The organism is Mycobacterium sp. NGS64, assembly GCF_059812245.1.
This window is the reverse complement of the sequence record NZ_JCALCI010000004.1, coordinates 316,495-342,659: the sequence shown is the minus strand read 5'-3', so window position 1 is coordinate 342,659 and position 26,165 is coordinate 316,495. Positions and strand designations below refer to the sequence as shown.

23 protein-coding genes are annotated in these 26,165 nt (G+C 70.2%); 9 read left to right on the top strand and 14 right to left on the bottom strand.

Translation table 11 applies throughout. From position 1 onward, the window contains the following. Positions 1-312: 312 nt before the first annotated feature. On the top strand, positions 313-1,848 hold the full coding sequence (locus tag AC5Y4S_RS19565) for a molybdopterin-dependent oxidoreductase (protein WP_500034320.1): 1,536 nt from the start codon (positions 313-315) through the stop codon (positions 1,846-1,848). 1 nt (position 1,849) lies between these two features. Here AC5Y4S_RS19565 and AC5Y4S_RS19560 read toward each other — a convergent pair whose 3' ends face one another. Together AC5Y4S_RS19560 and AC5Y4S_RS19555 are read right to left on the bottom strand one after the other, a co-directional pair. Continuing rightward, on the bottom strand, positions 1,850-2,050 hold the full coding sequence (locus AC5Y4S_RS19560) for a hypothetical protein (protein WP_500034319.1): 201 nt from the start codon (positions 2,048-2,050) through the stop codon (positions 1,850-1,852). A 23-nt stretch (positions 2,051-2,073) separates the two neighbouring features. Continuing rightward, complete coding sequence (locus AC5Y4S_RS19555; RefSeq protein WP_500034318.1) at positions 2,074-5,241, bottom strand: ATP-binding protein; 3,168 nt, start codon at positions 5,239-5,241, stop codon at positions 2,074-2,076. A gap of 181 nt (positions 5,242-5,422) precedes the next feature. On the opposite strand from AC5Y4S_RS19555, the gene AC5Y4S_RS19550 reads away from it, so the two are divergent. Then, positions 5,423-6,661: a cytochrome P450 gene (locus tag AC5Y4S_RS19550; protein WP_500034317.1), complete on the top strand. Its 1,239-nt coding sequence runs from the start codon at positions 5,423-5,425 to the stop codon at positions 6,659-6,661. A 3-nt stretch (positions 6,662-6,664) separates the two neighbouring features. On the opposite strand, the gene AC5Y4S_RS19545 is transcribed toward AC5Y4S_RS19550, so the two are convergent. Then, a complete protein-coding gene (locus tag AC5Y4S_RS19545) occupies positions 6,665-6,913 on the bottom strand; it encodes a hypothetical protein (RefSeq protein WP_500034316.1) in 249 nt (82 codons plus the stop codon). A 195-nt stretch (positions 6,914-7,108) separates the two neighbouring features. Between AC5Y4S_RS19545 and AC5Y4S_RS19540 the strand changes: the two genes are divergently transcribed. Together AC5Y4S_RS19540 and AC5Y4S_RS19535 are read left to right on the top strand one after the other, a co-directional pair. After that, complete coding sequence (locus AC5Y4S_RS19540) at positions 7,109-8,299, top strand: amidohydrolase family protein (protein ID WP_500034315.1); 1,191 nt, start codon at positions 7,109-7,111, stop codon at positions 8,297-8,299. 11 nt (positions 8,300-8,310) lie between these two features. After that, positions 8,311-10,032 carry an N-acyl-D-amino-acid deacylase family protein gene (locus AC5Y4S_RS19535; RefSeq protein WP_500034314.1) on the top strand — a complete coding sequence of 574 codons (1,722 nt, stop codon included), beginning with the start codon at positions 8,311-8,313 and terminating at the stop codon, positions 10,030-10,032. A 24-nt stretch (positions 10,033-10,056) separates the two neighbouring features. Here the strand turns inward: AC5Y4S_RS19535 and AC5Y4S_RS19530 are convergent, their stop codons facing one another. The 5 genes from AC5Y4S_RS19530 to cobC all read right to left on the bottom strand — a co-directional run bounded on the left by AC5Y4S_RS19530 (position 10,057) and on the right by cobC (position 14,687). Further along, the gene (locus AC5Y4S_RS19530) at positions 10,057-10,584 is read right to left on the bottom strand and encodes a TetR-like C-terminal domain-containing protein (protein ID WP_500034313.1); all 528 of its coding nucleotides are present in this window, start codon (positions 10,582-10,584) and stop codon (positions 10,057-10,059) included. A gap of 66 nt (positions 10,585-10,650) precedes the next feature. Next, positions 10,651-11,766, bottom strand: coding sequence for a bifunctional RNase H/acid phosphatase (locus tag AC5Y4S_RS19525; protein WP_500034312.1), 1,116 nt, complete (start codon positions 11,764-11,766; stop codon positions 10,651-10,653). Continuing rightward, complete coding sequence (locus AC5Y4S_RS19520; RefSeq protein WP_500034311.1) at positions 11,763-12,500, bottom strand: zinc ribbon domain-containing protein; 738 nt, start codon at positions 12,498-12,500, stop codon at positions 11,763-11,765. The genes AC5Y4S_RS19525 and AC5Y4S_RS19520 overlap by 4 nt, the downstream gene beginning before the upstream one ends. Continuing rightward, positions 12,490-13,659 carry a Nif3-like dinuclear metal center hexameric protein gene (locus AC5Y4S_RS19515; protein WP_500034310.1) on the bottom strand — a complete coding sequence of 390 codons (1,170 nt, stop codon included), beginning with the start codon at positions 13,657-13,659 and terminating at the stop codon, positions 12,490-12,492. Before AC5Y4S_RS19515 ends, AC5Y4S_RS19520 begins: the two co-directional genes overlap by 11 nt. Further along, positions 13,656-14,687 (bottom strand): Rv2231c family histidinol phosphate aminotransferase CobC, encoded by a 1,032-nt coding sequence (gene cobC, locus AC5Y4S_RS19510; protein ID WP_500034309.1) that lies wholly within the window; start codon positions 14,685-14,687, stop codon positions 13,656-13,658. Before cobC ends, AC5Y4S_RS19515 begins: the two co-directional genes overlap by 4 nt. 90 nt (positions 14,688-14,777) lie before the next feature. Here cobC and AC5Y4S_RS19505 point away from each other — a divergent pair, with 90 nt between their 5' ends. Genes AC5Y4S_RS19505 through AC5Y4S_RS19495 form a run of 3 tightly spaced genes read left to right on the top strand, consistent with a single transcriptional unit; the run spans position 14,778 to position 16,712 of the window. Next, a complete protein-coding gene (locus AC5Y4S_RS19505) occupies positions 14,778-15,407 on the top strand; it encodes an HAD-IA family hydrolase (RefSeq protein WP_500034621.1) in 630 nt (209 codons plus the stop codon). Further along, positions 15,400-15,903 (top strand): low molecular weight protein-tyrosine-phosphatase, encoded by a 504-nt coding sequence (locus AC5Y4S_RS19500; RefSeq protein WP_500034308.1) that lies wholly within the window; start codon positions 15,400-15,402, stop codon positions 15,901-15,903. Before AC5Y4S_RS19505 ends, AC5Y4S_RS19500 begins: the two co-directional genes overlap by 8 nt. Then, on the top strand, positions 15,900-16,712 hold the full coding sequence (locus AC5Y4S_RS19495) for an SURF1 family cytochrome oxidase biogenesis protein (protein ID WP_500034307.1): 813 nt from the start codon (positions 15,900-15,902) through the stop codon (positions 16,710-16,712). The genes AC5Y4S_RS19500 and AC5Y4S_RS19495 overlap by 4 nt, the downstream gene beginning before the upstream one ends. On the opposite strand, the gene AC5Y4S_RS19490 is transcribed toward AC5Y4S_RS19495, so the two are convergent. Both AC5Y4S_RS19490 and AC5Y4S_RS19485 read right to left on the bottom strand, forming a co-directional pair. Continuing rightward, positions 16,694-17,617 carry a cobalamin biosynthesis protein gene (locus tag AC5Y4S_RS19490; protein ID WP_500034306.1) on the bottom strand — a complete coding sequence of 308 codons (924 nt, stop codon included), beginning with the start codon at positions 17,615-17,617 and terminating at the stop codon, positions 16,694-16,696. The two genes, AC5Y4S_RS19495 and AC5Y4S_RS19490, sit on opposite strands and share 19 nt — an antisense overlap. A gap of 42 nt (positions 17,618-17,659) precedes the next feature. Then, entirely contained in the window at positions 17,660-17,800 is a 141-nt protein-coding gene (locus AC5Y4S_RS19485; protein ID WP_500034305.1) for a hypothetical protein, read from the bottom strand. A 76-nt stretch (positions 17,801-17,876) separates the two neighbouring features. On the opposite strand from AC5Y4S_RS19485, the gene AC5Y4S_RS19480 reads away from it, so the two are divergent. Further along, the gene (locus AC5Y4S_RS19480) at positions 17,877-18,692 is read left to right on the top strand and encodes an oxygenase MpaB family protein (RefSeq protein WP_500034304.1); all 816 of its coding nucleotides are present in this window, start codon (positions 17,877-17,879) and stop codon (positions 18,690-18,692) included. An 85-nt stretch (positions 18,693-18,777) separates the two neighbouring features. Here the strand turns inward: AC5Y4S_RS19480 and AC5Y4S_RS19475 are convergent, their stop codons facing one another. From AC5Y4S_RS19475 to AC5Y4S_RS19460, 4 genes are read right to left on the bottom strand one after another with little or no spacing between them, the layout of a single operon-like run. Further along, positions 18,778-19,899, bottom strand: coding sequence for an epoxide hydrolase family protein (locus tag AC5Y4S_RS19475; RefSeq protein ID WP_500034620.1), 1,122 nt, complete (start codon positions 19,897-19,899; stop codon positions 18,778-18,780). Positions 19,900-19,939: 40 nt separating this feature from the next. Then, positions 19,940-20,833: a formylglycine-generating enzyme family protein gene (locus AC5Y4S_RS19470; RefSeq protein ID WP_500034303.1), complete on the bottom strand. Its 894-nt coding sequence runs from the start codon at positions 20,831-20,833 to the stop codon at positions 19,940-19,942. After that, entirely contained in the window at positions 20,826-21,755 is a 930-nt protein-coding gene (locus AC5Y4S_RS19465; RefSeq protein WP_500034302.1) for an HAD family hydrolase, read from the bottom strand. Before AC5Y4S_RS19465 ends, AC5Y4S_RS19470 begins: the two co-directional genes overlap by 8 nt. Next, positions 21,752-23,296 carry an arylsulfatase gene (locus AC5Y4S_RS19460; protein WP_500034301.1) on the bottom strand — a complete coding sequence of 515 codons (1,545 nt, stop codon included), beginning with the start codon at positions 23,294-23,296 and terminating at the stop codon, positions 21,752-21,754. Before AC5Y4S_RS19460 ends, AC5Y4S_RS19465 begins: the two co-directional genes overlap by 4 nt. Positions 23,297-23,546: 250 nt before the next feature. Between AC5Y4S_RS19460 and AC5Y4S_RS19455 the strand changes: the two genes are divergently transcribed. Further along, positions 23,547-26,135 carry a PE family protein gene (locus AC5Y4S_RS19455; RefSeq protein WP_500034300.1) on the top strand — a complete coding sequence of 863 codons (2,589 nt, stop codon included), beginning with the start codon at positions 23,547-23,549 and terminating at the stop codon, positions 26,133-26,135. Positions 26,136-26,165 lie beyond the last annotated feature (30 nt).

Sequence of the window (26,165 nt, the reverse complement as noted above, 5' to 3'; positions counted from 1 at the left end):
AAGCGCCCGAAGGCATCCGGAGCCCGCAGCGCTGCGTGCTCCGCATCCGCCAAGACAACCGGAATCGACGAACGGATCGTTCGGCGGATCGCGGTCAAGTCTTACGCTCCCATGCGTCCCCCGGGCCTACAAAAGCCCAAGATATGCGGATGGTCAGGGTGTCGGAGGCTAAATCACTTTTTTCATATCTGCAAGCCCAAGCGGTATCTCGGCGATTTCGAGACTACCCGTGCGGTCGGTTCACCGGTTTTCCTGCACGGCAAGGTGTTTGCGGGCGCCGACGGGGGCGGTCAACGCGGGTAGAGTGGCGCGATGGCCGTCGCTCCGTCGAATGAACGGATGATCGCGGGCGTCGCCGCCGCGTCTGTCTCGCTCGGGGTGGCCCAGCTGGTGGGCATCCCCTTCGGCGCGCAGGCCGACGCGCGTGCCGCGATCGGCGCGGTGGCCGTCGACATGACACCGGGGCCCGTCAAAGAGTGGGCGATTCAGACCCTCGGCTCCCTGGACAAGCCCTTCGTGGCCGTCGTCGTGCTCGTGGCGATCGCCACGATCGCCGCCATCGCGGGGAGCTTCGAGACTGCGCGCCGTCCCGTCGGGAGCGTCACGATCGCAGCGGCGGGCGTCCTCGGATGCCTCGCGGTCTTGTCACGGCCGGGCGCGACGGCCGTCGACACGATGCCGACGCTCGTCGGCGCCGCCTGTGGCGTGGCGACCCTTCGTTTGCTGACCCGTCGGATCCGGTCGGGGTCGGACGGCGGGGCCACCGACGACCCGGACGCGGACAGGCGCAGGCTGGTCATGCTGGGGCTGCTCGGATTCGGAGTGGTGAGCGGCGTGGCGGGTGCGGTCGTCACGCGGTTGGTGCATTCGGTGGCCGCCGACCGCACCGGCTTTGCGCTTCCCCGCCCGCGCACACCGGCGCCACCGATACCTGCCGACGTGCAACCGAACGGCGTTGCGCTGCCGAGCTTTATCACGCCCAGCGCCGACTTCTATCGCGTGGACACCGCACTGACCGTTCCCCAGCTCAGCCACGGCGACTGGCGGCTACGCATCCACGGCATGGTGGACCGCGAAACCACCTACAGCTTCGACGACCTGGCCCGCTTCGACGTCGTCGAAACGGTGACGACGCTGACCTGCGTATCGAATCCCGTTGGGGGAAACCTGATTTCGACCGGTGTCTGGACCGGCTACCGGGTGGCCGATCTACTTGCCGCGGCCGGGGTGCACGCGGACGCCGACATGGTGCTCTCGACGTCGATCGACGGGTTCACCGCCGGCACGCCCGTTCAGGCGCTCACCGATGGCCGCGCGGCGCTGCTGGCGGTGGGCCTGAACGGTCAGCCGCTCCCGATCGAGCACGGCTACCCGGCCCGGCTGGTGGTACCCGGGCTCTACGGCTACGTGTCGGCGACCAAGTGGGTCGTCGACGTGGAGCTGACCCGCTTCGACAGGGCGGAGGCGTACTGGACGCGGCAGGGCTGGGCGCCGCGCGCGCCCATCAAGACCGAGTCGCGGATCGACGTGCCGAAAGATGGTCAGCAGGTGCCCATGGGCCCCGTGGTCTTCGGTGGCGTCGCGTGGGCACAGAATCGCGGCGTGCGGGCGGTCGAGGTCCTCATCGACGACGGGGTCTGGCAGCCCGCCGAACAGGGCGCCAGTTATTCGAACGACACGTGGCGGTTATGGCGCTTTCCGTGGCAGGCGAAAAGCCCTGGGAAGCACACCATCTCCGTGCGCGCCACCGACAACACCGGGGCCACCCAAACGGCCGATTGGGTCGGTAGCGTCCCCGACGGCGCCACCGGCTGGCACACGGTCGACTTCACCGTCGTGCAGGCGTGAACTACTTTGCCGAAAGCTTGCGCCAGCTGAACACCGCGATCGCGATGCCGACCAGCACCGTGATCGGCCCGATGATCGACCAGGTCGTGGTGTTGCTCATCGGGCTACCGAGGAGCACGCCAAAACCCTGAAGCGCCCAGATCAGGCCGAACAGCGCGACGATTACCCCGAATGCCAGCGTGACGACGAAAGTCCTTCGCATACAGGGAGGCTACGCCGGTGCACTCATCGCATAGCGTCGGCCATCGCGATGTGCCCGTCGAAGCCCAACGTCGTCGCCAGATCGCGGTAGCGACCGACGGACTCACGATACGCCCCGTCATGGCCGCGGGCGCGCGCAACCAGCGCCCGCATGCGCAGCAAAGCGAGATCGTTGACGACGAATCCTGGCTCGACCGACGTGGTCGCCAGCCGGTCGATCACCGTTTGCGCCTCGTCCACGTCGGTGTCGTTGCCGCGCAACAGCAGAGCGGAGACGAGCGCGGCACTGGCGGCGCCGCGCACCAGCATCTCGCCGGATTCGGTCAGCTCGTTCACCGTCGCGCGGGCAATCGCGATGGCGTCGTTGACGTCGCCGGCGTCGGCCTTCAACTCGGCGATGCGAATGTCGGCCATCGCCGCACCGAGCAGGTTGCGCTGTCGCAGCTGGGCCTCGCGTCCTCCGCGCAGCACGTCCAACCCGGTGCGCACATCCGCCGGCGCCGCGTGGGTCAACAGCAGCCCGTGGGCTACCTGCGCAAGTGCCACGGCGACGTCCTCCCCGGACCTTTCGGCGTTCCCGAGCACCTCGGCCGTTTCGGCCAGCGCGGCGGCATCCGGCAGCAGCAAGCCGTTCGTGACAGCGACGGTGTAGCCGTAGGTGACCACGATTACGAGACCAGACGGCCCGCGCAGGCCTTGCTGTATCGAGATGGCGCGTTTGAAGTCGGCGCGCCAGGACCGCTCACCGAGCGCCGCGCGGGCATGCGCGCGGTAGATGAGCGCGACCGCCAGCGGAGATCCCAGCCCGGATACGTTGCCCTTCGAGCCGTCTTCGCCGACCAACTCGATCACTCGCTGCGCCACGCGCAGCGCCTCGGCCGCTTCGCCCGCATGGAGCTTGGCGAACATCGCCGCGGACATCACCGCGAAGTGGTTCATCTGGTCGTCCGCCGAATCGAACAGGGCGATCTGCTCCGACGCCAGCCGGGCCGATTCGTGATGGCGATTGGCCGAGGTCAACGACAACATCACGCCCGACAGGCTGGCCACCAGCCAGATCCGGTTGCCGGATGCGGTGCACAACTCCCGCAGGTCCGCGAATCCGGTCTCCTCGGCGGTACCGCCCACCCGCCACGTGCTGTAGCACAGCATCGTCCTGGGGTGGATCTGTAGCGCGACGCGCTCTGGGAGCTCCGAAGGCAGCGCGTCCGCGACCGCGCGGGCCCGCTCCCAGCTGCGCCGCGCAGCGACGATGTCCCTGGCCATCAACCAGGCGCCGGCCCGCATGTGCTGCGCATAGGCGCCGAGCGAATCCCCGGCGGCCTCCAGATGTTCGGCTATCAACGCGGCGTTCTCGTCGGCCGATCCCGGATCGTGTGCTCCCATCGCCGCGGCCAACCGGCGATGCAGCGCGGCGCGGTCGGACTTCAACTGCGATTCATAGGCCACCGCGCGGATGAGGGGATGGCGAAACGCGTATTCGATGCGCGGCGCCGCAGCCACTTGCTCCATGAGGTCGGCCTCGATCAGTGGGGCGACTTGCGGTCCGTCCACAACGCCGGCCAACAGGTCGGCGTCGAGCCGCGATCCGATCACCGCTGCGGCGTTCAGGGTTCGTTTTGCCCTGGCGTCAAGGCGGTCGATGCGGGCCGCGAGCGTCGCGTACAGGCTCGCCGGAACCGTCACATCGGCGATGTCGCTGGCGCTGCGGTAGCCGCCGCGCTCGCCCTCGAGGACACCGCGTTCGGCGAGGTCGCGCACCATCTCCTGGGCGAAGAAAGGGTTGCCTCCCGCCCGCTCGGAAATCAGCTCCTTGATGGCCGTAACCGACGGATCCGGCCCCAACAGCTGACCCAGCAATGCGCCGGTCTCTGCGCCACTGAGCGGGGCGAGTGAAATGGTCTGCGCACCAGGCACATCGAACAACGGTCCGATGTATTCGGGCCGGTAGGTGATCAACACCGCGGAGGGCGTCTGGCGAACGACGCTCAGGAACTCACCGAACATCGACTCGCTGACGCGGTCGATCCAGTGCGCATCCTCGATGACGTACAGCGCCGCCGTGGTTTGCGCCAGCCACGCCGAGCGGAGCAGGGCGGTCAGCCGTCGCCGCCGCGCGTCGGGGTCGACGTCCGGGAACGTCACCTCAGGGTCCCGTATGCCTAGCAGATCGTCCAACAACAGCAGATCTTCGGCGTCGCCGGCGGGAATGCAATCACGCACACGCGTCCGCGCCCTAGCGCTGTCGATGTTGTTGATCCCTAGCCGACTCCGCAGCAAGCCCGTCACCGCGTGGAACGGCACGTCGCTGGTGTGGGATTCGCAGTAGGTGACGAACACCTCCGCACCGAGGTTGCCGGCCAACGCGGCCGACTCGGCGACGATGCGGCTCTTGCCCATCCCCGGCGAGCCCAGGACGCCGACCACTCGTCCGGCGCCGCCGAAGGACTCCTTGAAGATTTCACCGATGATGCTCAGCTCCCATGTTCGCCCTACCAGCGCCGGGTCGTTTCGCCTGCTGTGTCGGTGCTCGGGGATGCCGACCAAGCGGCAGGCGGCCACCGGATCGCCGGCGCCCTTGATACGCACCATCTCCGGCGCGGCGAGCACCACGGCGTCCTCAACCAGCCGGGCAGTGGAGAGGCTCAGCATCACACCACCGGGAGGCGCCGCCGACTCCATCCGCTGGGCCATCCCCACCTGCTCACCGATCGCCGTGTAACCCATTGCACCCGAACCGATCTCACCCGCGATCACCTGGCCGGAGTTGAGGCCCACGCGCAGCCGCAAGTTCACGCCGTCGCGGCGGCCGATCTCCTCGGCAAGCCCGGCAACCGCCTCCTGGATTCCCATTCCGGCCAGACAGGCTCGGAAAGCATGATTTTCCAACGCAATTGGGGCGCCGAACACCGCCATGATGCCGTCGCCGGTGAACTTGTCCACGGTCCCGCCGTAGCGCCGCACCACTGCCCCACAGCGGTCGACCAGTGCGGCCATGATCTCGCGCAACCGCTCGGCACCCACGACCGCCGCGATCTGCATCGATCCGACCACGTCGGCGAACAGAACGGTGACTTGCTTGTACTCGGCGCGGGTCTCGGCGTCGCCGACCGGTGAACCGCAACTATGGCAAAACCGTGCGTTCGCCAGACGCTCGGTGCCACACGTCCGGCACGCCGATGCGGTCGTCATCCGACCTCCGCCTGTCCCGCGCTCCCAGCATTTGCAGTGGTCCTCAAAGGATAGGCCGTGCTACGCGCGCTACCAGCGCCGAATGCACGAAACTGGGGTAGTCCACTACGCGTGTGATGCGCTCCCCCGCCACCGAGACTTCGTGGTGAAAGCACGACACCGACGACCTCGGGGGACCACCATGACCATCGCGGTTGATGCACCGATCTGCCCGAACGTGTTTCATGCCGGCCTCCCGAGGATCAACTACGAGCACTGCCAGAGCCCGGACGAGGCGCACGAAATCCTCCGGGCAGCGCGTCGCCAGGCGCCGATCGCCCTCAGCCCGCACGGGCCGGAACTGCTGACCTACGAACTGGTCAGAAGCGTGCTGCGCGACCCCCGGTTCCGGATGCCCCAGGGCATGTTCCTGGCCTCGCAAGGCATCACCTGTGGCCCGTTGTGGGAGCGGGTGGCAGCCAGCCTGATCAGCCTCGACGGACCCGAGCACCACCGGCTGCGACGACTGGTGTCCCAGGCCTTCACACCGCGCGCCACCGCACGGCTGCGCACGACGATCGTGGACGTGATCACCGAACTGGTGGACCGCCACGCCGCGACGGGACGCTGCGAGGTGGTCGGCGAGATCGCTCGGCAATATCCGATCCCGATCATCTGCGCGCTGCTGGGCGCGCCGGCGGAGGATTGGCAGCTCTTCTCGGACTGGACCGACGACATCTTCAAGGCCTTCAGCTGGGACGTCGCCGCCCACGAGCGGACCATCCTGACCGCGTGGGAGGATCTCGACGCCTACATCGACGACATGGTCGCCCAGCGGCGCCACCGGCTGACCGACGACCTGATCTCCGAGCTGATCCGGGCCGAGGACGACGGCGATCACCTCAGCGCCGACGAGCTACGGATGCTGGCGGCCGGCCTCCTGATCGCCGGCACCGACACCACCCGCAACCAACTGGCGGCCTCGGTGCAGGCGCTGTGCGAGCACCCCAACCAGTGGGAGCTGCTGGCCCAGAATCCCGAGCTCGCCAACAAGGCCGTCGAAGAGACGATGCGCCACTCACCGATCGCGGCAGCCACGCTGCGCACCGCGCGCGAGGACGTCGAAATCGCCGGATTCATGATCCCGGCCGGCACGCTGGTCATCGCCAACACCGCCGCCGCGAACCGCGATCCCGCCGTGTACGACGAACCCGACCGCCTCGACATGACCCGCGACGGCGCGCCGCCAATGCAGACGTTCGGCGCCGGCATGCACTACTGCCTGGGCGCCAACCTGGCCCGACTTGAGCTGGCCGAAGCACTCGCGATCATGACCCGGCGCATGCCCAACGCCCGCCTCACCGGTCCGGCCCCATGGAAGCCCCTCACCGGGCTCAGCGGACCCATGGCACTGCCGATCCAATTCGACCCGGGACATTAATCGCTATCGCACGGTTCGGATGACGAACGCGTCGATGCTCTCGTCGTAACCGACCGTCTCGTCCACGAACAGTTCCCCGACCGTGTGGCCGTCCTCGGCAACCGCGATAAAGCGCGCTTCCTCCTCGTCGTATGTCACCGACCCTTGCACGAACATCGCCGCCACCTCGTGCCCGTCGGCTCCGAAAACGACCAGCTTCAACCCTCCGGCATCCTTGACGTACTGCGCCGCTTCGGCACGGGTCTTGGCCATCGCTCGGGTTTCCTTCCGCTGGTGGGCGCGTTGAGTGTGCGCTGACGGCTTCGAGTGTGCGCTGATGGCCGCAGATCCGCGAAATCCCCGCCCTGGACTCCCACGGAAAGCCGTCAGCGCACACGCGACGCCAACTTCATATTCATTGCATAGATAGCATTGACAGCGCCGGAAAACCGACGATAGTCATCAGGTATGGCGCTGCTGCCAGACCCTGATCCCCGGCAACGACAGCACGTCGTGATCTCGGTGGACGACCACGTCATCGAGCCGCCCGATCTGTTCATCGGCCGGCTGCCCGCGGCGCTGTCCGACCGCGCCCCGAGGGTCGTCGAGACCGACGACGGGCGTCAGGTGTGGCGCTACGAGGGCCGCGAGTACCCCAACATCGGCCTCAACGCGGTGATCGGACGGCCCCGCGAGGAATGGAGCATGGAAGCCGCCCGGTTCGACGAAATGCGGCCCGGCTGTTGGGATGTCGACGCCCGGATCGCCGACATGGACCTCGCCGGCATCTGGGCATCGCTCAACTTCCCGTCGCTGATCGCCGGGTTCGCCGGCACCGTCTTCTGGAAGAGCGACGACCTGGAGCTGGGCCTGGCCACCCTGCGGGCCTGGAACGACTGGCACCTCGAGGCGTGGGCCGGCGCCTACCCCGACCGGATCATCCCGCTGCAGCTGCCGTGGCTGGCCGACCCGCAACTCGCGCCCGAAGAGGTCCGGCGCAACGCCGAGCGCGGCTTCAAGGCCGTGAGCTTCCCCGAGCTGCCGGCCCAATGCGGGATTCCCAGCCTGCACAGCGGCGCGTGGGACCCGTTCTTCGCCGCCTGCGAGGAGACCGGCACCGTGGTGTGCCTGCACACCGGCTCCGCGCAGTGGGCGCCAATCCCCGCCCCGGACACACCTTTTGAAACCATCACCACCCTGTTCCCGGTGAATGGTCTGGTCGCGTGCGCGGACATGCTGTGGTCGGGGATCCCGGTGCGGTTCCCGGGGCTCAACATCACGCTGGCCGAGGGCGGTCTGGGCTGGGCGGCCATGCTCGGCGACCGCGCCGATTACGTTCTGGCACATTCCGCTTCGGGCCACGAGGGCGGGGCGTGGAAGAGCGACCTGCTGCCCAGCGAGGTGCTGCGGCGCAACTTCTGGTTCTGCTCGATCGACGACCCGCACGCGTTCGGCGCGCTCGACGCGATCGGGGCCGACCGCATCCTCGTCGAAAGCGACTACCCGCACGCTGACTCGACATGGCCCGACACCCAAGAGGTGGTGGCGCGCAACGTCGCCGGCCTGTCGACGGAGGACGCGGCCAGGATCACCCACCGCAACGCCGCACAGTTGTTCGGTCACCCGTTGCCCGACGACGGGTGGCTCGCCAGAACGTAGGAGGCCCGCACGTGCTTGACTTGTTGATCCGCGACGCCGAGATCGTCGACGGCACCGGCGCGCCCGCCAGCCACGGCGACGTCGGCGTCAGCAACGGGCGCATCGTCGCCGTCGGTGACGTCGACGACATGGCCACCAAAACCGTTGACGCCCAAGGGCAGACACTCGCGCCGGGGTTCGTCGACCTGCACACCCACTATGACGCGCAGCTGTTCTGGGACCCGACCGCAAGCCCGTCGGTGCAGCACGGCGTCACGACCGTCTTCGGCGGCAACTGCGGCTTCACGCTGGCGCCCGCGGCGCCCGACCAACACGACTACCTCACCCGGATGCTGGCGCGGGTGGAGGGGATGCCGCTGGACGCGCTGCGGGCCGGCCTCGACTGGGGCTGGGCATCGTTCGGCGACTGGCTGGGCCGCCTGGACGGCCACACCGCGGTCAATGCCGGTTTTCTGGTTGGCCATTCGGCGCTGCGGCTGGCCGCGATGGGCGCCGATGCCGTGGGCGGCGCGGCCACACCGGAACACATCGGCAAGATGGTCGCGGTTCTGCACGACGCGCTGGGCGCCGGCGCGCTCGGGCTGTCGACGTCGCAGTCGCCCACCCACAACGACGGTGCCGGGCAACCGGTTCCGTCGCGCAGCGCATCGCGCGACGAGCTGGTGACGCTCGCGGGCGCACTCCGCGACCATCCGGGCACCACGCTGGAGGCCATCATCCCCGGCTGCCTGTCCGGCTTTACCGACGACGACATCGCGCTGCTGACCGACATGTCGGTGGCCGCGGACCGCCCGCTGAACTGGAACCTGCTCGGCGTGTCGGCGGCCAACTCGGCCGGGCACGAAAAGCAGTTGCGCGCCTTCGACGCTTCGGCCCAACGCGGCGGCCGGGTGGTGGCGCTGACCCTGCCGCAGGCCATGAAGATCCGGCTGTCGTTCCTGTCCGGCTTCGTGCTCGACGGGCTGCCCGGCTGGCGCGACACGATGCACCTGCCGGTGCCCGAACGGCTTGTCGCGCTTGCCGATCCGCAGGTGCGCCGCCGCCTTGCCGAGGGCGCCGCGTCCAAGGAGGCGGGCATGCTGCGCGGCCTGGCGCAATGGGATCGGCTCGTCATCGTCGAGACGTTCGCCCCCGAGAACGCCGACGCGACCGGCCGCAGCGTCGGCGAGATCGCGGTCGACCGGGGTGGCGAGCCCTTCGACACGCTGCTGGACATCGTGATCGCCGACGAGCTGCGCACCGGCCTGTCCCCGCCGCTGACCGGTGACGACGCGGCCGACTGGCGGGCGCGCGCCGAGGTGTGGCACCACCCGGGCGCGGTGATCGGCGGCTCGGACGCCGGAGCCCACCTCGACATGATGTGCGGCGCCATCTACACGACGTCGTTGCTGGGCCGGGGCGTCCGCGAGCATCAGGTCGTGACGCTCGAGGAGGCCGTCCGGCTGATCACCGACGTGCCGGCCCGGTTCTACGGGCTGACCGAACGCGGCCGCATCGAGCCGGGCTGGCACGCCGACCTGGTGCTGTTCGACCCGGCCACCGTCGACCACGGCCCCGAGCGCACGCGCTACGACCTGCCCGCCGGCGCCCCGCGGCTGGTCGCCGACGCCTACGGGATCACCTCGGTGCTGGTCGGTGGCGTCGAGGTGTGCCGCGACGGCGTCGCCACCGGCGCCCTGCCCGGCACCGTGTTGCGGTCCGGACGCGACACCGAGACGGTCAAAGCCTCGTGACGCCGGCCGCGCTGCCGGTCGTGTTCACTCCCGCTTGACCAGCGCGTGCCAGGCCATGTCGGCGATCGCCTCGCAGTAGCGATCGTCGATAGGCAAATCGGAGTAAAGGACGCGAACGTTCAGCGGCGCCAGCACGATTTGCACGGCCGCCAGGGTGTTCACCCCGGCACGCAGTTCGCCGCGTTCCCTCGCCCGGTCGATGACCGCGCGCAAGGCGTTAAAACGCGCCTGCCACACCAGCATTCGGGTTTCTTCGTCGTGATGGCCGGGACGTTCCATGACGAGCGCCCGCGTGAAGGCGCGGCCCTCCTCGGAGTTGAGCCGCGCAATCGCTCTGTGCGCGAACGCCAGCAGGTCTGAACGCAACGAACCGGTGTCCGGTACCGCACTGAAGGCCTCGGCGTCGGCGAGGGCGGCATCGACGATGAGTCGCTGCCGGCTGCCCCAGTAGCGGTAGACCATCGCGGGATCGAGGCGATGGCGCTCCGCCATCGCCTCGATGCTGAACCGCTCCACACCCCAGCGGACAAGCTCATCGAGCGCCGCCGGCATCACCCGCGCCCGGACATCGGCGGGAACGGGCTCATCGAGTGGCTGAGACGGCTGCATCCATCTCCCCTACAAGTAGGCGGTCTGGTTCACCAGCCGCACCGACGACGCCCCATCCGAATAGAACTCTGCGATGCTCAGCGAGGCCAGGTCAAGATGCAGCCGGTAAAGGATCCCGGGCCCCGCGTCCAGCGCCAGCCGCAGCAGCATCTTGATCGGCGTCACGTGGGACACCACCAGCACCGTCGCGCCCTGGTGTGCTTCGATGACCCGTTCGCGCATCCGCAGCGCGCGGTCGAGCACCGCGTCGAAGCTTTCCCCGCCCGGCGGTGTCGTGCCGGTGTCGCGCAGCCACCGCCGGTGCAGTTCCGGATCACGTTCGGCCGCTTCGGCGAACGTCAGGCCCTCCCACGCCCCGAAATCCGTTTCGATCAGGTCGTCGTCGACCGTGACGTCCAGCCCGAGCGCCTTGGCGGCCGCCGCCGCGGTGTCGTAGGCCCGTTGCAGCGGCGAGGAGATCACCGCGGCGATCCCGCCGCGCTCCGCCATGTAGCGCGCCGCGGCCCCGGCCTGCTGGCGCCCCACCTCCGTCAGCGCCGGGTTGCCGCGCCCCGAGTAGCGGCGCTCCACCGATAGTTCGGTCTGCCCGTGCCGCAGCAACAGCAGCCGGGTTGGCGTGCCCCGCGCCCCGGTCCAACCGGGCGACGTCCTGGCTTCGGCCGCAACGCTTTTCGCCGGCTCGGCAACCGGCGGCTCAGGTTCGGTCAGGTCTTCGTCGATACCCGCCGCGGCGTCCATCGCCTCGTTGGCCAACCGGTCGGCGTGCGAGTTCTGGGCCCGGGGAACCCAGGCGTAGGAGACCCGGTCGAACCGCGAGGCCAGCTTTCGCGCCTGCGCGTGGAGCTCGATCAGGTCGGGGTGCTTGACCTTCCACCGCCCGGACATCTGCTCGACCACCAGCTTGGAGTCCAAGAAGGCCTCGACCTCGGTGGCCCCCATTTGCAGGGCGTCGTCCAAACCGGCTATCAGGCCTCGGTATTCGGCGACGTTGTTGGTCGCGACGCCGATGGCCTGCTTCGTCTCGGCCAGCACGGTCGAACGGTCCGCGTTGCGCACCACCGCGCCGTACCCGGCCGGTCCGGGGTTGCCCCGCGACCCGCCGTCGGCTTCGACGACGACCTTCACTGGTCGAACCCCTTGACCCGCAACAGGATCGCGCCGCACTCCGGGCAGCGCACCAGCTCGTCCTCCGGGGCGGCCGAGATGCGGGACAGTTCGCCGCGGCCGATCTCGATCCGGCAGGCGCCGCACCGATGCCCGAGCAACGGCCCGGCCCCCGGCCCTCCCCTGGCGCGCTGCCGCTCGTACATGGCGGACAGCGCGGGATCCAGCTCCGCGGACAGGGTTTCGCGTCGCGACGAACGAGCCTGGCGGGCCTCGTCGATCTCGGCGATCGCGGCGTCGAGCGCCTCCTGGGCGCCGGCCAGTTCGGACTGCAGCGCCTCGACCGCGCGCTGTTCGCCGTCCAGCTCGGCCTGCAACTCCTCGCGGCGTTCCATCACCTCCAGCAGCGAGTCCTCGAGACTGGTTTGACGCCGAAGCAGGGTCTCGAGCTCGTGCTGCAGATCCGACAGTTGCTTGGCGTCCGTCGCACCGGATTTGAGCATCGAGCGATCCCGGTCCTCGCGTTGCCGCACCGCCTCGATCTCCGACTCGAACCGCGACACCTGGGCGTCCAAGTCTTCCAGCGCAATTCGCAGCGCGCCGAGCCGATCGGCGGCGGCGGTGTGGTCGGCCCGGATCCGCTCCACGGCCTCCTGCTCGGGCAGATGGCTGGCCTGGTGTGCGATGCGGGACAGCTCGGCGTCCAATTTCGACAACTCGAGTAGCGAAAGTTGCTGTGCGACCTCAGCTTTCATGGCTGTTCTCCCCGTCTCTCCCGTCTCTCCCCGTCGAAGCCACCTGCCCCAGCGTCCAAGGGTCGGTGCGGATGGTGCACACCCGAACGGGCAGCGCCTCCCCGAAACGGGACCGCAGTATGCCGGCGGCCTGCTCGCACCAGGGGAATTCGCTGGCCCAGTGGGCCACGTCGACCAGGGCCACGTCCGAGGCCCGGCGATGCTCGTCGGCGGGATGGTGGCGCAGATCGGCGGTCACATAAGCCTGCACGTCCGCGCGCGCCGCGGCGGCCAGCAGCGAATCCCCGGCGCCGCCGCACACGGCGACCCGCGACACGGGCGCGTCGGGGTCCCCGGACGCGCGCACGCCCCACGAGGTCCGCGGCAGCGCGGCGCCGACACGGGAGACGAAGCTGCGCAACGATTCCGGTCGTGCCAGCGTGCCGATCCGGCCCACCCCCGCGTCGCTGGGCGGGGGCACCAGAGCGAAGATGTCGAACGCGGGCTCCTCGTACGGATGGGCGCCGCGCATCGCCGCCAAGACCGCTGCCCGGGCCCGCGCCGGTGCGACCACCTCGAACCGCTCCTCGGGCACCCGTTCGACGCTGCCGACGCTGCCGATCGCCGGCGAGGCCCCCTGGTGCGGCAGGAACTGCCCGATGCCGCTCACGCTCCAACTGCAGTGCGAATAGTCGCCGATGTGGCCGGCCCCGGCCTCGAACACGGCCTCGCGCACCGCCTCCGCGTTCTCCGTCGGCACGTACACGACCCACTTGTCCAGATCGCCCGCCGCCGCGAGCGGTTCGAGCACCGCCTCGACGGTGAGCCCGAGCGCGTCGGCGAGCGCGTCGGACACCCCCGGCGAGGCGGAGTCGGCGTTGGTGTGCGCGGTGAACAGCGATCGCCCGCTGCGGATCAGGCGGTGCACGAGCGCGCCCTTCGGCGTGCTGGCCGCCACGGTGTCGACCCCGCGCAATAGCAACGGGTGATGCGCCAGCAGCAGTCCGCCGTCGGGAACCTCGTCGACGACTTCCGGCGTCGCGTCGACGGCGACGGTCACCGAGTCCAGCGCGTCGTCGGGGTCGCCGCACACCAGGCCGACCGAATCCCACGATTGCGCGAGATCCGGCGGGTACGCCTCGTCGAGCACCTCGATCACGTCGGCCAGCCGCACGCTCACCGCAGCGCCTCCGCGATGGCCTCGATCAGCAGTGGCCAGTCCCGTCGCACCGCCGCCCGCAGGTACCGGCCGTCCAGGCCGACGAAGGTGTCGCACCGGCGAATGGCAATCCCCTTGCGCTCCAAGTCGTTTCGTACCCGGTCGGCGTCGGGCAGGCGGAACAGGACGAACGGGCCCCGGCCGTCGACCACGTCGGCGCCCACCGACGCCAGGCCGGCCACCATCTCGGCGCGTAGCTCCGCCAACCGCAGCGCACCGGCCGCGGCCTCGGCGACCGCCCGCGGCTCGCAGCAGGCCGCGATGGCCGTCAGCTGCAGGGTCCCCACCGGCCAGTGCGCGCGCTGCGCCGTCAGCCGGGCCAACAGCTCCGGCGCACCCAGCGCGTAGCCCACCCGCAACCCGGCCAGCGCCCACGTCTTGGTCAGGCTGCGCAGCACCAGCACGTCGGGTAGCGCGTCGCCGGCCAGCGAATCGGGCTCACCGGGGACCGAATCGGCGAACGCCTCGTCGACCACCAGGATCCGGCCGGGCCGGCGCAGCGCCAGCAGCTGCGCGCGGGTGTGCAACACCGAGGTGGGGTTGGTCGGGTTGCCCACCACGACGAGGTCCGCGTCGTCGGGCACCAACGCGCCGTCCAGGCGGAACGGCGGCTCCAGCACGACGTGCCGCACCGGTACCCCGGCCGCGCCCAGCGCCACGGCGGGCTCGGTGAACGACGGCGCCACGATCGCCGCCCGCGCCGGGCGCAGGTTGGGCAGCAACGCGAAGCCCTCGGCCGCGCCGGCCAGCGGCAGCACCTCGTCACGAGTGCGGCCGTGCCGCTCCGCGGCCGCGTCCTGCGCCCGGTGCGTGTCCGCGGGGCCCGGGTAGCGCGCCAGGTCGGGCAGCCGCGCGGCCAGCCGGCGCATCAGCCACTCCGGCGGCTGCGCGTGCCGGACGTTGACGGCGAAGTCGAGCATCCCGGGCGCCACGGCCTGATCGCCGTGATAGCGCGCCGCCGCTGGCGGGCTCGGGTTCAGAGTCGCCATCCGAGAAACACTAGTGGGCCGCGCTGAGCGCGTGCGGCCATCTAGGACAATGGTGTGGTGACAGACATCGTCTCGGACGCCGCGGAGCTGGTGATCTTCGACCTCGACGGCACGCTGACCGACTCGGCGGAAGGGATCGTGGCCAGCTTCCTGCACGCGCTCAACCACGTCGGCGCGGCCGTGCCCGAGGGTGACCTGGCCGCGCAAATCGTCGGGCCGCCGATGGACGACACCTTCCGGTCGATGTTCGGCGACTCCGCCGAGGACGCGATCACGGCCTTCCGCGCCGAATACGGCGAGCGGGGCTGGGCGATGAACACCCTGTTCGACGGCATCGAGCCGCTGCTGGCCGACCTGCGCGCCGCCGGGGTCCGGCTGGCCGTGGCCACCTCCAAGCTGGAGCCGACGGCGCGGCGCATCCTGGCCCACTTTGGCCTGGACGGGTATTTCGAGGTGATCGCCGGTGCGGCTCCCGACGGCTCACGCAAGAGCAAGGAGGACGTGCTGGCCCACGCGCTCGATCAGCTGCAGCCGCTGCCCGAGCGGGTGCTGATGGTCGGCGATCGCAGCCACGACGTGCACGGCGCGGCCACGCACGGCATCGACACGGTGGTGGTCGGCTGGGGCTATGGGCGGTCCGACTTTGAGGACGGGTTCAGCCTCACCGGCGTGACGCACGCGGCGACGGTCGAGGAGTTGCGGAGGGCCCTCGGTGTCTGAACCACTGCACGTCACCTTCGTCTGCACCGGCAACATCTGCCGTTCCCCGATGGCCGAGAAGATGTTCGCCGATCAGCTGCAGCGGCGCGGCCTCGGCGACGCGGTCCGGGTGACCAGCGCGGGCACCGGCAACTGGCATGTCGGCAGTTGCGCCGACGACCGGGCCACCCGGGTGCTACATGCCCACGGCTACCCGACCGCCCACTGCGCCGCGCAGCTCAACGACGACCACCTGGCGGCCGACCTGGTGGTGGCCTTGGGGCGCAATCACGTTCGGATGTTGCGTCAGCTGGGCGTCGAGGAAGACCGGATCCGCATGCTGCGGTCGTTCGACCCGCGCGCGGGCGCCCACGCCCCCGACGTCGAGGACCCCTACTACGGCGACCATGACGACTTCGAGGACGTCTTCGCCGTCATCGAGGCCGCCCTGCCCGGGCTGCACGCGTGGGTCGACGAACGGCTCGCCGAAAAAGGGAAAGGCGCGATGCCCCGGTGAAAAGGGGCCTGGCGTTCCTGCTGCGGCCGGGCTGGATAGCCCTGGCGCTGGTGGTGATCGCCTTCACCTACCTGTGCTTCATGGTGCTCGCGCCCTGGCAGCTGGGAAAGAACACCAGGACGTCGCGGGAGAACCACCAGATCGAGTCCTCCCTCAACACCCCGCCCGTGCCGCTGAAAACCCTGCTGCCCCGGCAGGATTCGTCGGCGCCGGGCGCGCAGTGGCGCCGGGTGACAGCCACCGGGCACTACCTGCCCGACGTGCAGGTGCTGGCCCGGCTGCGGGTGGTCGAGGGCGACCCGGCGTTCGAGGTGCTGGCACCGTTCGTGGTGGACGACGGCCCGACTGTGTTGGTCGACCGCGGCTACGTGCGCCCCGAGCGGGGATCGCATGTCCCGCCGATCGCGCGCCCACCGGCGGAGACGCTGACGATCACGGCTCGGCTGCGGGACTCCGAACCCACCGCGGCGGGCAAAGATCCTTTCGTCACCGACGGTGTGCAGCAGGTGTATTCGATTAACACCGAACAGGTCTCGGCGTTGACGAAGGTGCCGCTGGCGGGGTCCTATCTGCAGTTGGTCGAGGACCAGCCCGGCGGACTGGGCCTGATCGGCGTGCCGCATCTCGATGCCGGGCCGTTCCTGTCCTATGGCATCCAATGGATTTCGTTCGGCATCCTCGCGCCGATCGGGTTGGGCTACTTCGTCTACTCCGAGCTGCGGGTCCGGCGGCGGGAAAAGGAGCAGACGACCGCCACCCCGGTGACCGTGGAGGACAAGCTCGCCGACCGCTACGGCCGCCGGCGGTAGGCCAAGAGCCCGATCAGCAAGGCCGCGGCCGCCTGCACCGCCCGCGACAGCGCCACCGCGCGGCGCAGGTCGGCCACCTCGGGCGGCCGCCCGTCGCCGAGGGTCGGGCGGATCTGCAGCTGGTGGCGATACTGCGTCGGCCCGCCGAGCCGAACGCCGAGCGCGCCGGCGAAGGCCGCCTCGACCACCCCCGCGTTGGGGCTGGGATGCCGCGCCGCGTCACGGCGCCAGGCCCGCAGCGCCCCCGACGACGATCCGGAGACCAGCGGTGCGCACAGCACCACCAGCGCCGCGGTCACGCGGGCGGGGAGGTAGTTGGCCGCGTCGTCCAATCGCGCTGCGGCCCAACCAAATTGGGCATACCGCAGCGAGCGATGGCCGATCATCGAATCAAGCGTGTTGATGGCGCGATACGCCAACACCCCGGGAGCCCCGGCGGCCGTCGCCCACAGCAGCGGCGCCACTTCGGCGTCCGAGGTGTTCTCCGCTACCGACTCCAGCGCCGCGCGCGTCAGGCCGGCCGCGTCCAGCCGGGACGGGTCGCGCCCGCACAACGACGGCAGCAGCCGCCGGGCGGCCTCGACGTCGCCGCTCTCCAGCAGTCGCGACATCTCCAGGCCGGTGCGCGCCAACGACGTCCCACCGAGGCAGACCCACGTCGCCGCGACCGTGGCCAGCAACCCACCCCGACGCGAGGCCCGCGCGCCCAGCAGCGTCACCGCACCGACCAGCACGAATGCGTGCAGCGCGCCGGCCCCCCTGGCATCGCGGTAGGTGGCGCGCTCCAGCGCCGCGGCCGCCTGGCCGAACAGGGCGACCGGATGGCCCCGTCGGGGGTCGCTCAGTGCGAGGTCGGCCAGGTAGCCGGCCAGCACGCCGGCGGCTCGGGACCGAGTCGCACGCACCCCGGCAGCGTCTCACACCGGCCGCGACCGGGGTCGGCCACGCTAGATCGCCAAAACGGCAGCCACGATCACGACGACGATCAACAGGCCCACCACCCACCACAGCAATGCGTCGGGGTCGGCCGTCGGTGACAGGCTGGGCGCGCGCGGCAGCGGCCGGATCGGGCCAGGTTGGGTACTCATCGCTCTGGTCTGCCCACTTTTGGGCGGATATAACGGTTTGCCGTGGTGTACTCGACTCCATGAGGGGTAATCCGCGATGAAGCGGCCCGCAACCCGGATCGCGGATTTGTTGAACCCGGCGGCGATGTTGCTGCCCGCGGCAAACGTGATCATGCAGCTCTCCCTGCCCGGCGTCGGTTACGGCGTGCTGGAAAGCCCGGTGGATAGCGGCAACGTGTACAAGCATCCGTTCAAGCGGGCCCGCACCACCGGCACCTACCTGGCCGTCGCGGCCATCGGGACCGAATCGGACCGGGCGTTGATCCGCGACGCGGTGGACACCGCGCACCGGCAGGTGCGCTCGACATCGTCAAGCCCGGTGTCCTACAACGCTTTCGACCCCAGGTTGCAGCTGTGGGTGGCCGCCTGCCTGTACCGCTATTTCGTCGACCAACACGAGTTCCTGCACGGCCCGCTGGACGACGCCAGCGCCGAAGCCGTCTATCGCGACGCCAAACGGCTCGGGACCACGCTGCAGGTGCCCGAGCGCATGTGGCCGCCGGATCTGGCCGCGTTCGACGAGTATTGGAAGCGCTCCCTCGACGAGCTGCGCATCGACCCACCGGTGCGCGAACACCTGCGCGGCGTGGCTTCGATGGCGTTCCTCCCGCTGCCGCTGCGGGCGCTTGGCGGGCCGTTCAACCTGTTCGCGACGACGGGATTCTTGGCCCCGGAATTTCGGGCGATGATGGAGCTGGACTGGTCGCGGGCCCAGCAGCGCCGGTTCGAATATCTGCTGACCGGCCTGCGCCTGGCCGACCGGCTCATCCCGCACCGCGCGTGGATCTTCGGCTATCAGATTTACCTGTGGGACATGCGTTTTCGGGCACGGAGGGGCTGGCGGATCGTCTAGCAATCATCCCTTGCGCGCCGAGCGTGAATTCAGCGACGCCCACACGGCGTGTCTTGTCGAGAATTTCACACTCGGCGAAGGTATTTCAGCGCACCGTCGCGAAGAACGCGCGGACGTCGTCGACGAACAGCTCCGGTTGCTCGAACGCGGCGAAGTGCCCGCCGCGCGGCATGTCGGTCCAGTGCGTGATGTTGTACACCGGCTCGCACCAGCTTCGCGGCGCCTTCAGCAGCTCGCCTGGAAAAGCGCTGACGCCGGTGGGCAATTCGACACGGTCCATCATCTGACCAAAGACCCGGAAGCTTTCCCAGTACAGCCGGGCCGACGACGCGCCGGTGCCGGTCACCCAGTACATCATCACGTTGTCCAGCAGCTCGTCGCGGCCGAACACGTTCTCAGGGTGCCCGTCGCAATCGGCCCACGCCCAGAACTTCTCGACGATCCACGCCAGCTGCCCCACCGGCGAATCGACCAGTCCGTAGCCCAGCGTCTGCGGCCGGGTGGACTGCTGCTTGGAATAGCCGGTGCCCCACTTGCGGTGCTCGGCCATCGACGCCAGGGCGCGCTGCTCCTCCGGGGTCGGGTCGGCCAGCGCCTCCTTGGTGGGCCGCCCGATCGGCATGTTCAGGTGAATTGCCGCGCAGTGCCCGCCGTTTCGGCCGATCTGCGTGGTGACCGCGGCACCCCAGTCGCCGCCCTGGGCGCCGTAGCGGTCGTAGCCGAGGCGCAGCATCAGCGTCTCCCACGCGTCGGCGATCCGTTCGACGCCCCAGCCCGTGCGGGTGGGCTTGCCCGAGAAGCCGTATCCCGGAAGCGACGGGCACACGACGTGAAACGCGTCCTCGGCGCGCCCCGACGGCGGATTGGTCAGCGGCTCGATCACCTTGTGGAACTCCACGATCGAGCCGGGCCAGCCGTGGGTGATCACCAACGGGAAGGCGTCGTCGTGCGGCGAGCGCTGGTGGATGAAATGAATGTCCAGATCGTCGATTTCGGTGACGAACTGATCGAAGCGGTTGAGTGCCGCCTCGCGGGACCGCCAGTCGTATTTGGTGGCCCAGTAGTCGGCCAATTCGCGGGTGTACGCCAGCGGAATGCCCTGGCTCCAGTCGTCCACGCACTCGGCCTCCGGCCACCGGGTGCGCGCCAGCCGCGAGCGCAGATCGTCAAGATCACCGTCGGGCACGTCGATGCGAAATGGCCTCAAGGGTTGCTCGTTCACGCCCTGAGGTTGCCATACCGCCGGATCACCCCACAACGGCGCCGGGCCGCACAACGCACCGGAAGCCGATGTGGCTCATGCCGGTATCGATCGGTTGTGGTCGGCGCGCGGCGGGCCGGTAGCGCTGGCAGTAGCTGTCGGCGCACAGGAACGAGCCGCCCTTGATCACCTTGCGCGGTATCCGGAACTGCGGCTGGGCCGGGTCGTAGCTGTCCCCCTCGGAAGGCTTGCCGGCGCGCGTGTCGGCATACCAGTCGGTGGTCCACTCCCACACGTTGCCGGCCATGTCGTACAAGCCGTAACCGTTGGGCGGGAAGCTGCCCACCGGTGTGGTGCGCCCGTAGCCGGCGTCGGGGCGCCACGGGAAGTCGCCGTGCCAGTAGTTGGCCAGGCGCCGTCCCGACGCCTCGGGGTCGTCGCCCCACGTGTACGTCGCGTGGTCGAGGCCGCCGCGGGCCGCGGTTTCCCATTCCGCCTCGGTCGGCAGGGAGCGCCCCGCCCAGGCCGCGTAGGCCCGGGCGTCGTCGTACGCGACGTGAACGACGGGATGGTCAGCTCGCCTCGCGATCGACGAGTGCGGCCCCACGGGGTGCCGCCACGACGCCCCGGGCGTCCAGGTCCACCATTGGCTCAGATGGCGCAGGTCGACCGGGCCGCTGGTTCGGGTGAACACCATCGATCCGGGCTGCAGGTTCTCTTTCGGGGCGCCGGGGTAGTCCGCGGGATCGAGCGCCCGCTCGGCGATGGTGACATAGCCTGTGGCGGCGACGAATTCGGCGAATTCCGTGTTCGTGACCGGGCGGGCCTGCATCCAGAAGCCTGCCACACCGACCGGCCGCGCGGGGGCTTCCTCCGGGTAGTGTTCGTCGGAACCCAGGACCGCGGTCTGCTCGGGAATCCAGATCAGATCGTCAGTCAAACACGGCCTTCCAATCGTCGCGCATGCTGACGACCGTCCAGGCGTTTCGCTCGGCCAGCTCGAGCGCCCGCTCCGCTCCCCCGGTGTACGCGAACTCGCGCTCGGCGTCGTCGTGGCGGATCAGCAGCCGCAGCGACGGCGTCGCCGGGGCGCCGGTGAATTCCAGCATCTCGATGTCGCCGTTGGAGTTGCCGGCCGCCAGGATCGGCCGTCGCCCGATCCGGCTCCACAACCGCACCGGCTTAACCGGTCCCTCGTCGAGGAACTCCGGTTGCTCCGTGGTGAACAGGTGGCCGTCGCGATAGGTCAGGCCCACCGAGCTGCCCACCACCCGCTCGGGCGGAATGTTGTAGAGCATGCCGGTGACGGGCCGCATAAAGTCCCGCGCGCCGCCCGAGACGATGAAGGCGGTGAATCCGTGGGCCTCCAGGTAGCGCAGCAGCTCCACCATGGGCCGGAAGGCACACGACGTGTACGGCCGCCCCAGCGTCGGGTGCATGGCGTCGCGAAAGAACGCCTCCACCCGGGCGCGGTGTTCCTCGACGGTGATCGCGGCATGGGCGGAAAGTATCGCGGCCACAAGCGGTTTGAGCTCTGAGTCGTCGCCCTGGTTGTGCTTGGCCACCGCGCCGGCCAGCCAGGTCAGATCGCCGTGGTAGGCGCCCTTGTAGGGCTCACGGTCGCGAAGGCTCGGGTCCGCCGTTGCCTGCTCGGCGAATCGGCGCACCAGGAAGTCGAGCTGGATGTACATCGGCTTCTCGCACCACAGCGTCCCGTCGTTGTCGAACACCGCCACGCGGGCGTCCCGCTCGACGAAATCGCTTGAGCCTTCGCTTGTTACGCGGTGAACGAAGTCGACGATCGCCGATTTCGCCGGCCCGTCGTTCCAGGTGTCGAGCGTCTGAAGCGTCCCAGACCTCACTTACCGCGAGAGGCGAGGAACTCGTTGAGCTGTTCCACCGCGTGGTCGATGGTGAACGAGGCCGGCTTGGCCCGCGGCGGGAACTCCTTGAACGTCTCCAGGAACCGGTTCACCAGCGCCACACCGAAAAACGCCAGATAGATGCGGTCGATGAGCCAATCCCAGTAGGTGTTGGACGTGATGTCGGCCTGCTCGAACGGGTCGGTGCGCAGGTTGAACATCTTCGGCGCCCGCAAGGCCGTGAACGGCTCGAACCAGATCCGCAGCGTGCCCGCGCAGCGCTGCTCCATGAACACCAGCTTCCAGTTGTCGTACCGGATGCCCAGCACGTCGCAGTCGTCGGAGAAGTAGATCACGCCCTTGCGCGGGCTCTCGGCGACCTCGCCGGTCAGATACGGCAGCAGGTTGTAGCCGTCGATATGGACCTTGAACCGCTTGTCCCCGACCTGATGGCCCTTCTTGAGCTTGTCGACGATGTCCGGGTCACCCGCGGCGGCCAGGAAGGTCGGCAACCAGTCGTGGTGCTGGACAATCTCGTTGGACACCACGCCCGCCGGGATCTTGCCGGGCCAGCGAATCATTTCGGGCACCCGGAACGCGCCCTCCCAGTTGGTGTTCTTCTCGCTGCGAAACGGCGTGGTGGCCCCGTCGGGCCAGCTGTTGGAGTGCGGACCGTTGTCGGTGCTGTAGATGACGATGGTGTCGTCGGCGATGCCGAGCTCGTCGAGCGCGTCCAGCAGCTCACCCACGTTGCGGTCGTGGTCGATCATCGTGTCGTGATACGGCGACTGCCAGCGCCCCGCCTGCCCGAGCGAGTCGGGTTTGGTGTGCGTCCTGAAATGCATGTGGGTGGTGTTCATCCACACGAAAAACGGGGTGCCCGCAGCATGCTGGCGCTTGATGAAGTCGATGCACGCCGCGGTGAACTCGTCGTCGACGGTTTCCATCCGCTTCTTGGTCAGCGGCCCGGTGTCCTCGATGCGCTGCTTACCCACCGGCCCGTAACGCTCGTCGGCCTCATCGCTGTCCTGATCGGTGGCCCAGGAGTGGATCACCCCGCGCGGCAGCAGCGCCTTGCGCAGCAGCGGCGCCTCCTGCTCGGTGGGGTAGTCGGGGTGCTCGGGTTCCTCCTCGGCGTTGAGGTGATAGAGGTTGCCGAAGAATTCGTCGAAGCCGTGCGCCGTCGGCAGGTGTTTGTTGAGGTCGCCGAGGTGGTTCTTGCCGAACTGGCCCGTCGCGTACCCGAGCGGTTTCAGTAACTCGGCGATCGTCGGGTCGTCGGCCGACAGCCCGACGTCCACACCGGGCATGCCGACCTTGGAAAGCCCGGTGCGGTAGACGCTTTGGCCGGTGATGAACGACGCGCGGCCGGCGGTGCAACTCTGCTCGCCGTACGAATCGGTGAACAGCATGCCCTCGGCGGCGATCCGGTCGATGTTGGGGGTTCGATAGCCCATCAGCCCTTGGCCGTAGCAGCTGAGGTTGGTGATCCCGATGTCGTCGCCCCAGATGACGAGAATGTTCGGCTTTCCACCCGGCATCGTGGCCTCCTTCGCCTTCCGGCGCTGCGTTCAAATCCTAGGAGGCCGAGCGGTTTCAATCGATAGCTCGACGCCAGTTCACAGGTAAGCGCCCACCACTACGGCCGTCGGTTAAGTAGCCAACGACAACGTCCGCCCTGTCTTGCAGTAGACGACTACTGCAGACCGCCCCGCCGATCCGTTCGACCCTGGATTGCGCACAGCCTCGGTTTCATCCAGGTCGGCCCGACGAGCGAATGGGTGGATGGACATGTCGTATGTGATCGCGGCACCAGACCTACTGACAACCGCCGCCGGTGACATGGCAAACATCGGATCGACCCTCAACGCCGCCAGCGCGGCGGCTGCGGCCCAGACCACGGGGGTAATCGCCGCGGCCCAGGACGAGGTATCCGCGGCGATCGCTTCGCTGTTTTCCGGCCACGGCCAACGGTTTCAGGCGCTCAGCGCCCAGGCGGCGGCGTTTCACGACCAATTTGTGCGGGCGTTGACCGCGGGTGCTGGGTCCTATGCGAGCGCGGAGGCCGCCAATGTCGCGGCGTTCACGGCCAATCCGGCGCAAACCATCGAGCAGGATCTGCTTCACGCGATCAACGGGCCGAGCCTGGCGCTGACCGGACGTCCGCTGATCGGCAACGGCGCCAACGGGGCACCGGGCACCGGGCAAAACGGGGCGCCCGGCGGGTGGCTGCTGGGCAACGGCGGCGATGGAGGCTCCGGCGCGCCAGGCCAGAACGGCGGTAACGGCGGCGCCTCCGGGCTGCTGGGTTACGCCGGTGCCGGCGGGGCGGGCGGCAGCTCAGCGACCGGCAACGGCGGGGCCGGCGGGGCCGGCGGCAATTCCGGCGACCCGCTGTTGGGCTACGGCGGGGCCGGCGGCGCGGGTGGAGCGAGCACGGCGCCCGGCGGCGTCGGCGGGGCCGGCGGACGCGGCGGCAACGGGGGCCTGCTGTTCAGCGCGGGCGGAGCCGGCGGGGCCGGCGGGAGCTCGCTTCTCGGCGACGGCGGGACCGGTGGCGCCGGCGGGACAGGCGGCTTGCTCAGCGGTCTGTTGAGCCCGGGCGGCGGGAACGGCGGACCCGGCGGATTCAGCGATGCCGGCGTGGGGGGCGCCGGCGGCCGCGGCGGCGACGGGAGCCTCTTGTTCGGGAGCGGCGGCGCCGGCGGCGCCGGCGGATCCAGCCATTCCGGTACCGGCGGGATGGGCGGGAACGGCGGCACCGGCCTGGTGTGGGGCGACGGCGGTGCCGGCGGGCCCGGCGGAACCAGCCAGACCGGGGTCGGCGGGGCCGGCGGGCACGGCGGCGCTTCCTGGATCAACGACGGCGGCGTCGGCGGGACCGGTGGAGCCGGTGGCGCGCACGGCGGGGCAGGCGGCACCGGCGGCAACGGCGGCCTGGTTGGGCCCGGCGGGGCGGGCGGTGCCGGCGGGGCCAGCGCCCTCGGCGTCGGCGGCAACGGCGGAAACGGCGGCATGAGCCGCGGCCTGGGCAATGGTGCGGCCGGCGGCGCCGGCGGATCGAGCTTGGGTGCTGCGGGTGGTGACGGCGGGGCCGGCGGCAATGCCCTGCTGCTCGGCAACGGCGGCAACGGCGGCAACCCCGGCACCGGCACGGCGCTGGGTGCCACCGGCGCGGGAGGTATGAGCGGGCTACTGCTGGGTGTCGACGGCTTCAACGCTCCGGTAAGCACTTCGCCCGTGCACAGCCTGCAGCAACAGGTGCTCCACGCAATCGACGCGCCCGTCCAGGCACTTACCGGCCGCCCGCTGTTCGCCAACGGGGCCCCGGGTGCTCCGGGTACCGGACAGCCCGGCGCGCCCGGCGGGTGGCTGCTCGGCGACGGAGGCGCCGGCGGCTCGGGTGGCCTCGGCCAGAACGGGGGGGCCGGCGGGGCCGGCGGCGTAATCGGTTGTGCCGGCGCGGGCGGCGCTGGCGGAAACTCGTCCACCGGTAACGCCGGGGCCGGCGGAGCCGGCGGGACCGCCGTGTTCGACCACGGCGGCGTCGGCGGCAACGGCGGCCTCACCACGGCGGCGGGCGCGGTCGGCGGGTCGGGCGGGGCCGGCGGACCTAGCGGGCTGGCTTCCTACGGCGGGACCGGCGGGGCCGGCGGAGCGGCGCTCGGCACCGGCGGCACCGGCGGGGCCGGTGGCGCCGGCGGCACGGGTGGTCTGCTGGGCGGGTTGATCACCGCCGGCGGAGGGCTGGGCGGGGTCGGTGGATACGGCGATCTCACCGGGGGTGCCGGGGGGGCCGGGGGCAACGGCAACCCGCTCTTCGGCCATGCCGGCGGCGGCGGGGACGGCGGGGCCAGCGCGGCCGGCACCGGCGGGGACGGCGGGGCCGGTGGTAACGCCGGCCAGCTGCTGGGCGCCGGTGGAGCCGGCGGCGACGGCGGGTTCGGGGCAACGGCGGGCGGGAAGGGCGGCGCCGGAGGCAATGCGGTGCTGATCGCCAACGGGGGCGGCGCCGGCGGTGCCGGCGGAGCCAGCTCGACGGGGACCGGCGGGGCCGGCGGGACCGGCGGCAGCGCCGGCCTGCTGCTGGGACCCGGTGGCAACGGTGGGGCCGGCGGAGCCAGCACTACCGGCGCGGGTGGCGCCGGCGGGACCGGGGGTCAGGGCAGCGCACTGCTCTTGGGCACCGGCGGGGCCGGCGGTGAGGGCGGCGCGGGCGCCGTGACCGGCGGCAACGGGGGCCACGGCGGCAACGCCGGCCTGCTCGGTGCCGGAGGCAACGGCGGCAATGCCGGGGTCGGCGCTACCCCGGGCACCCCCGGCGCCGGCGGCACCGGCGGGCTGTTGTTCGGCGTGAACGGGATGAACGGCTTGCCGTAGCGTCGACAGCCTCGCGCAGGGGCCCGATCA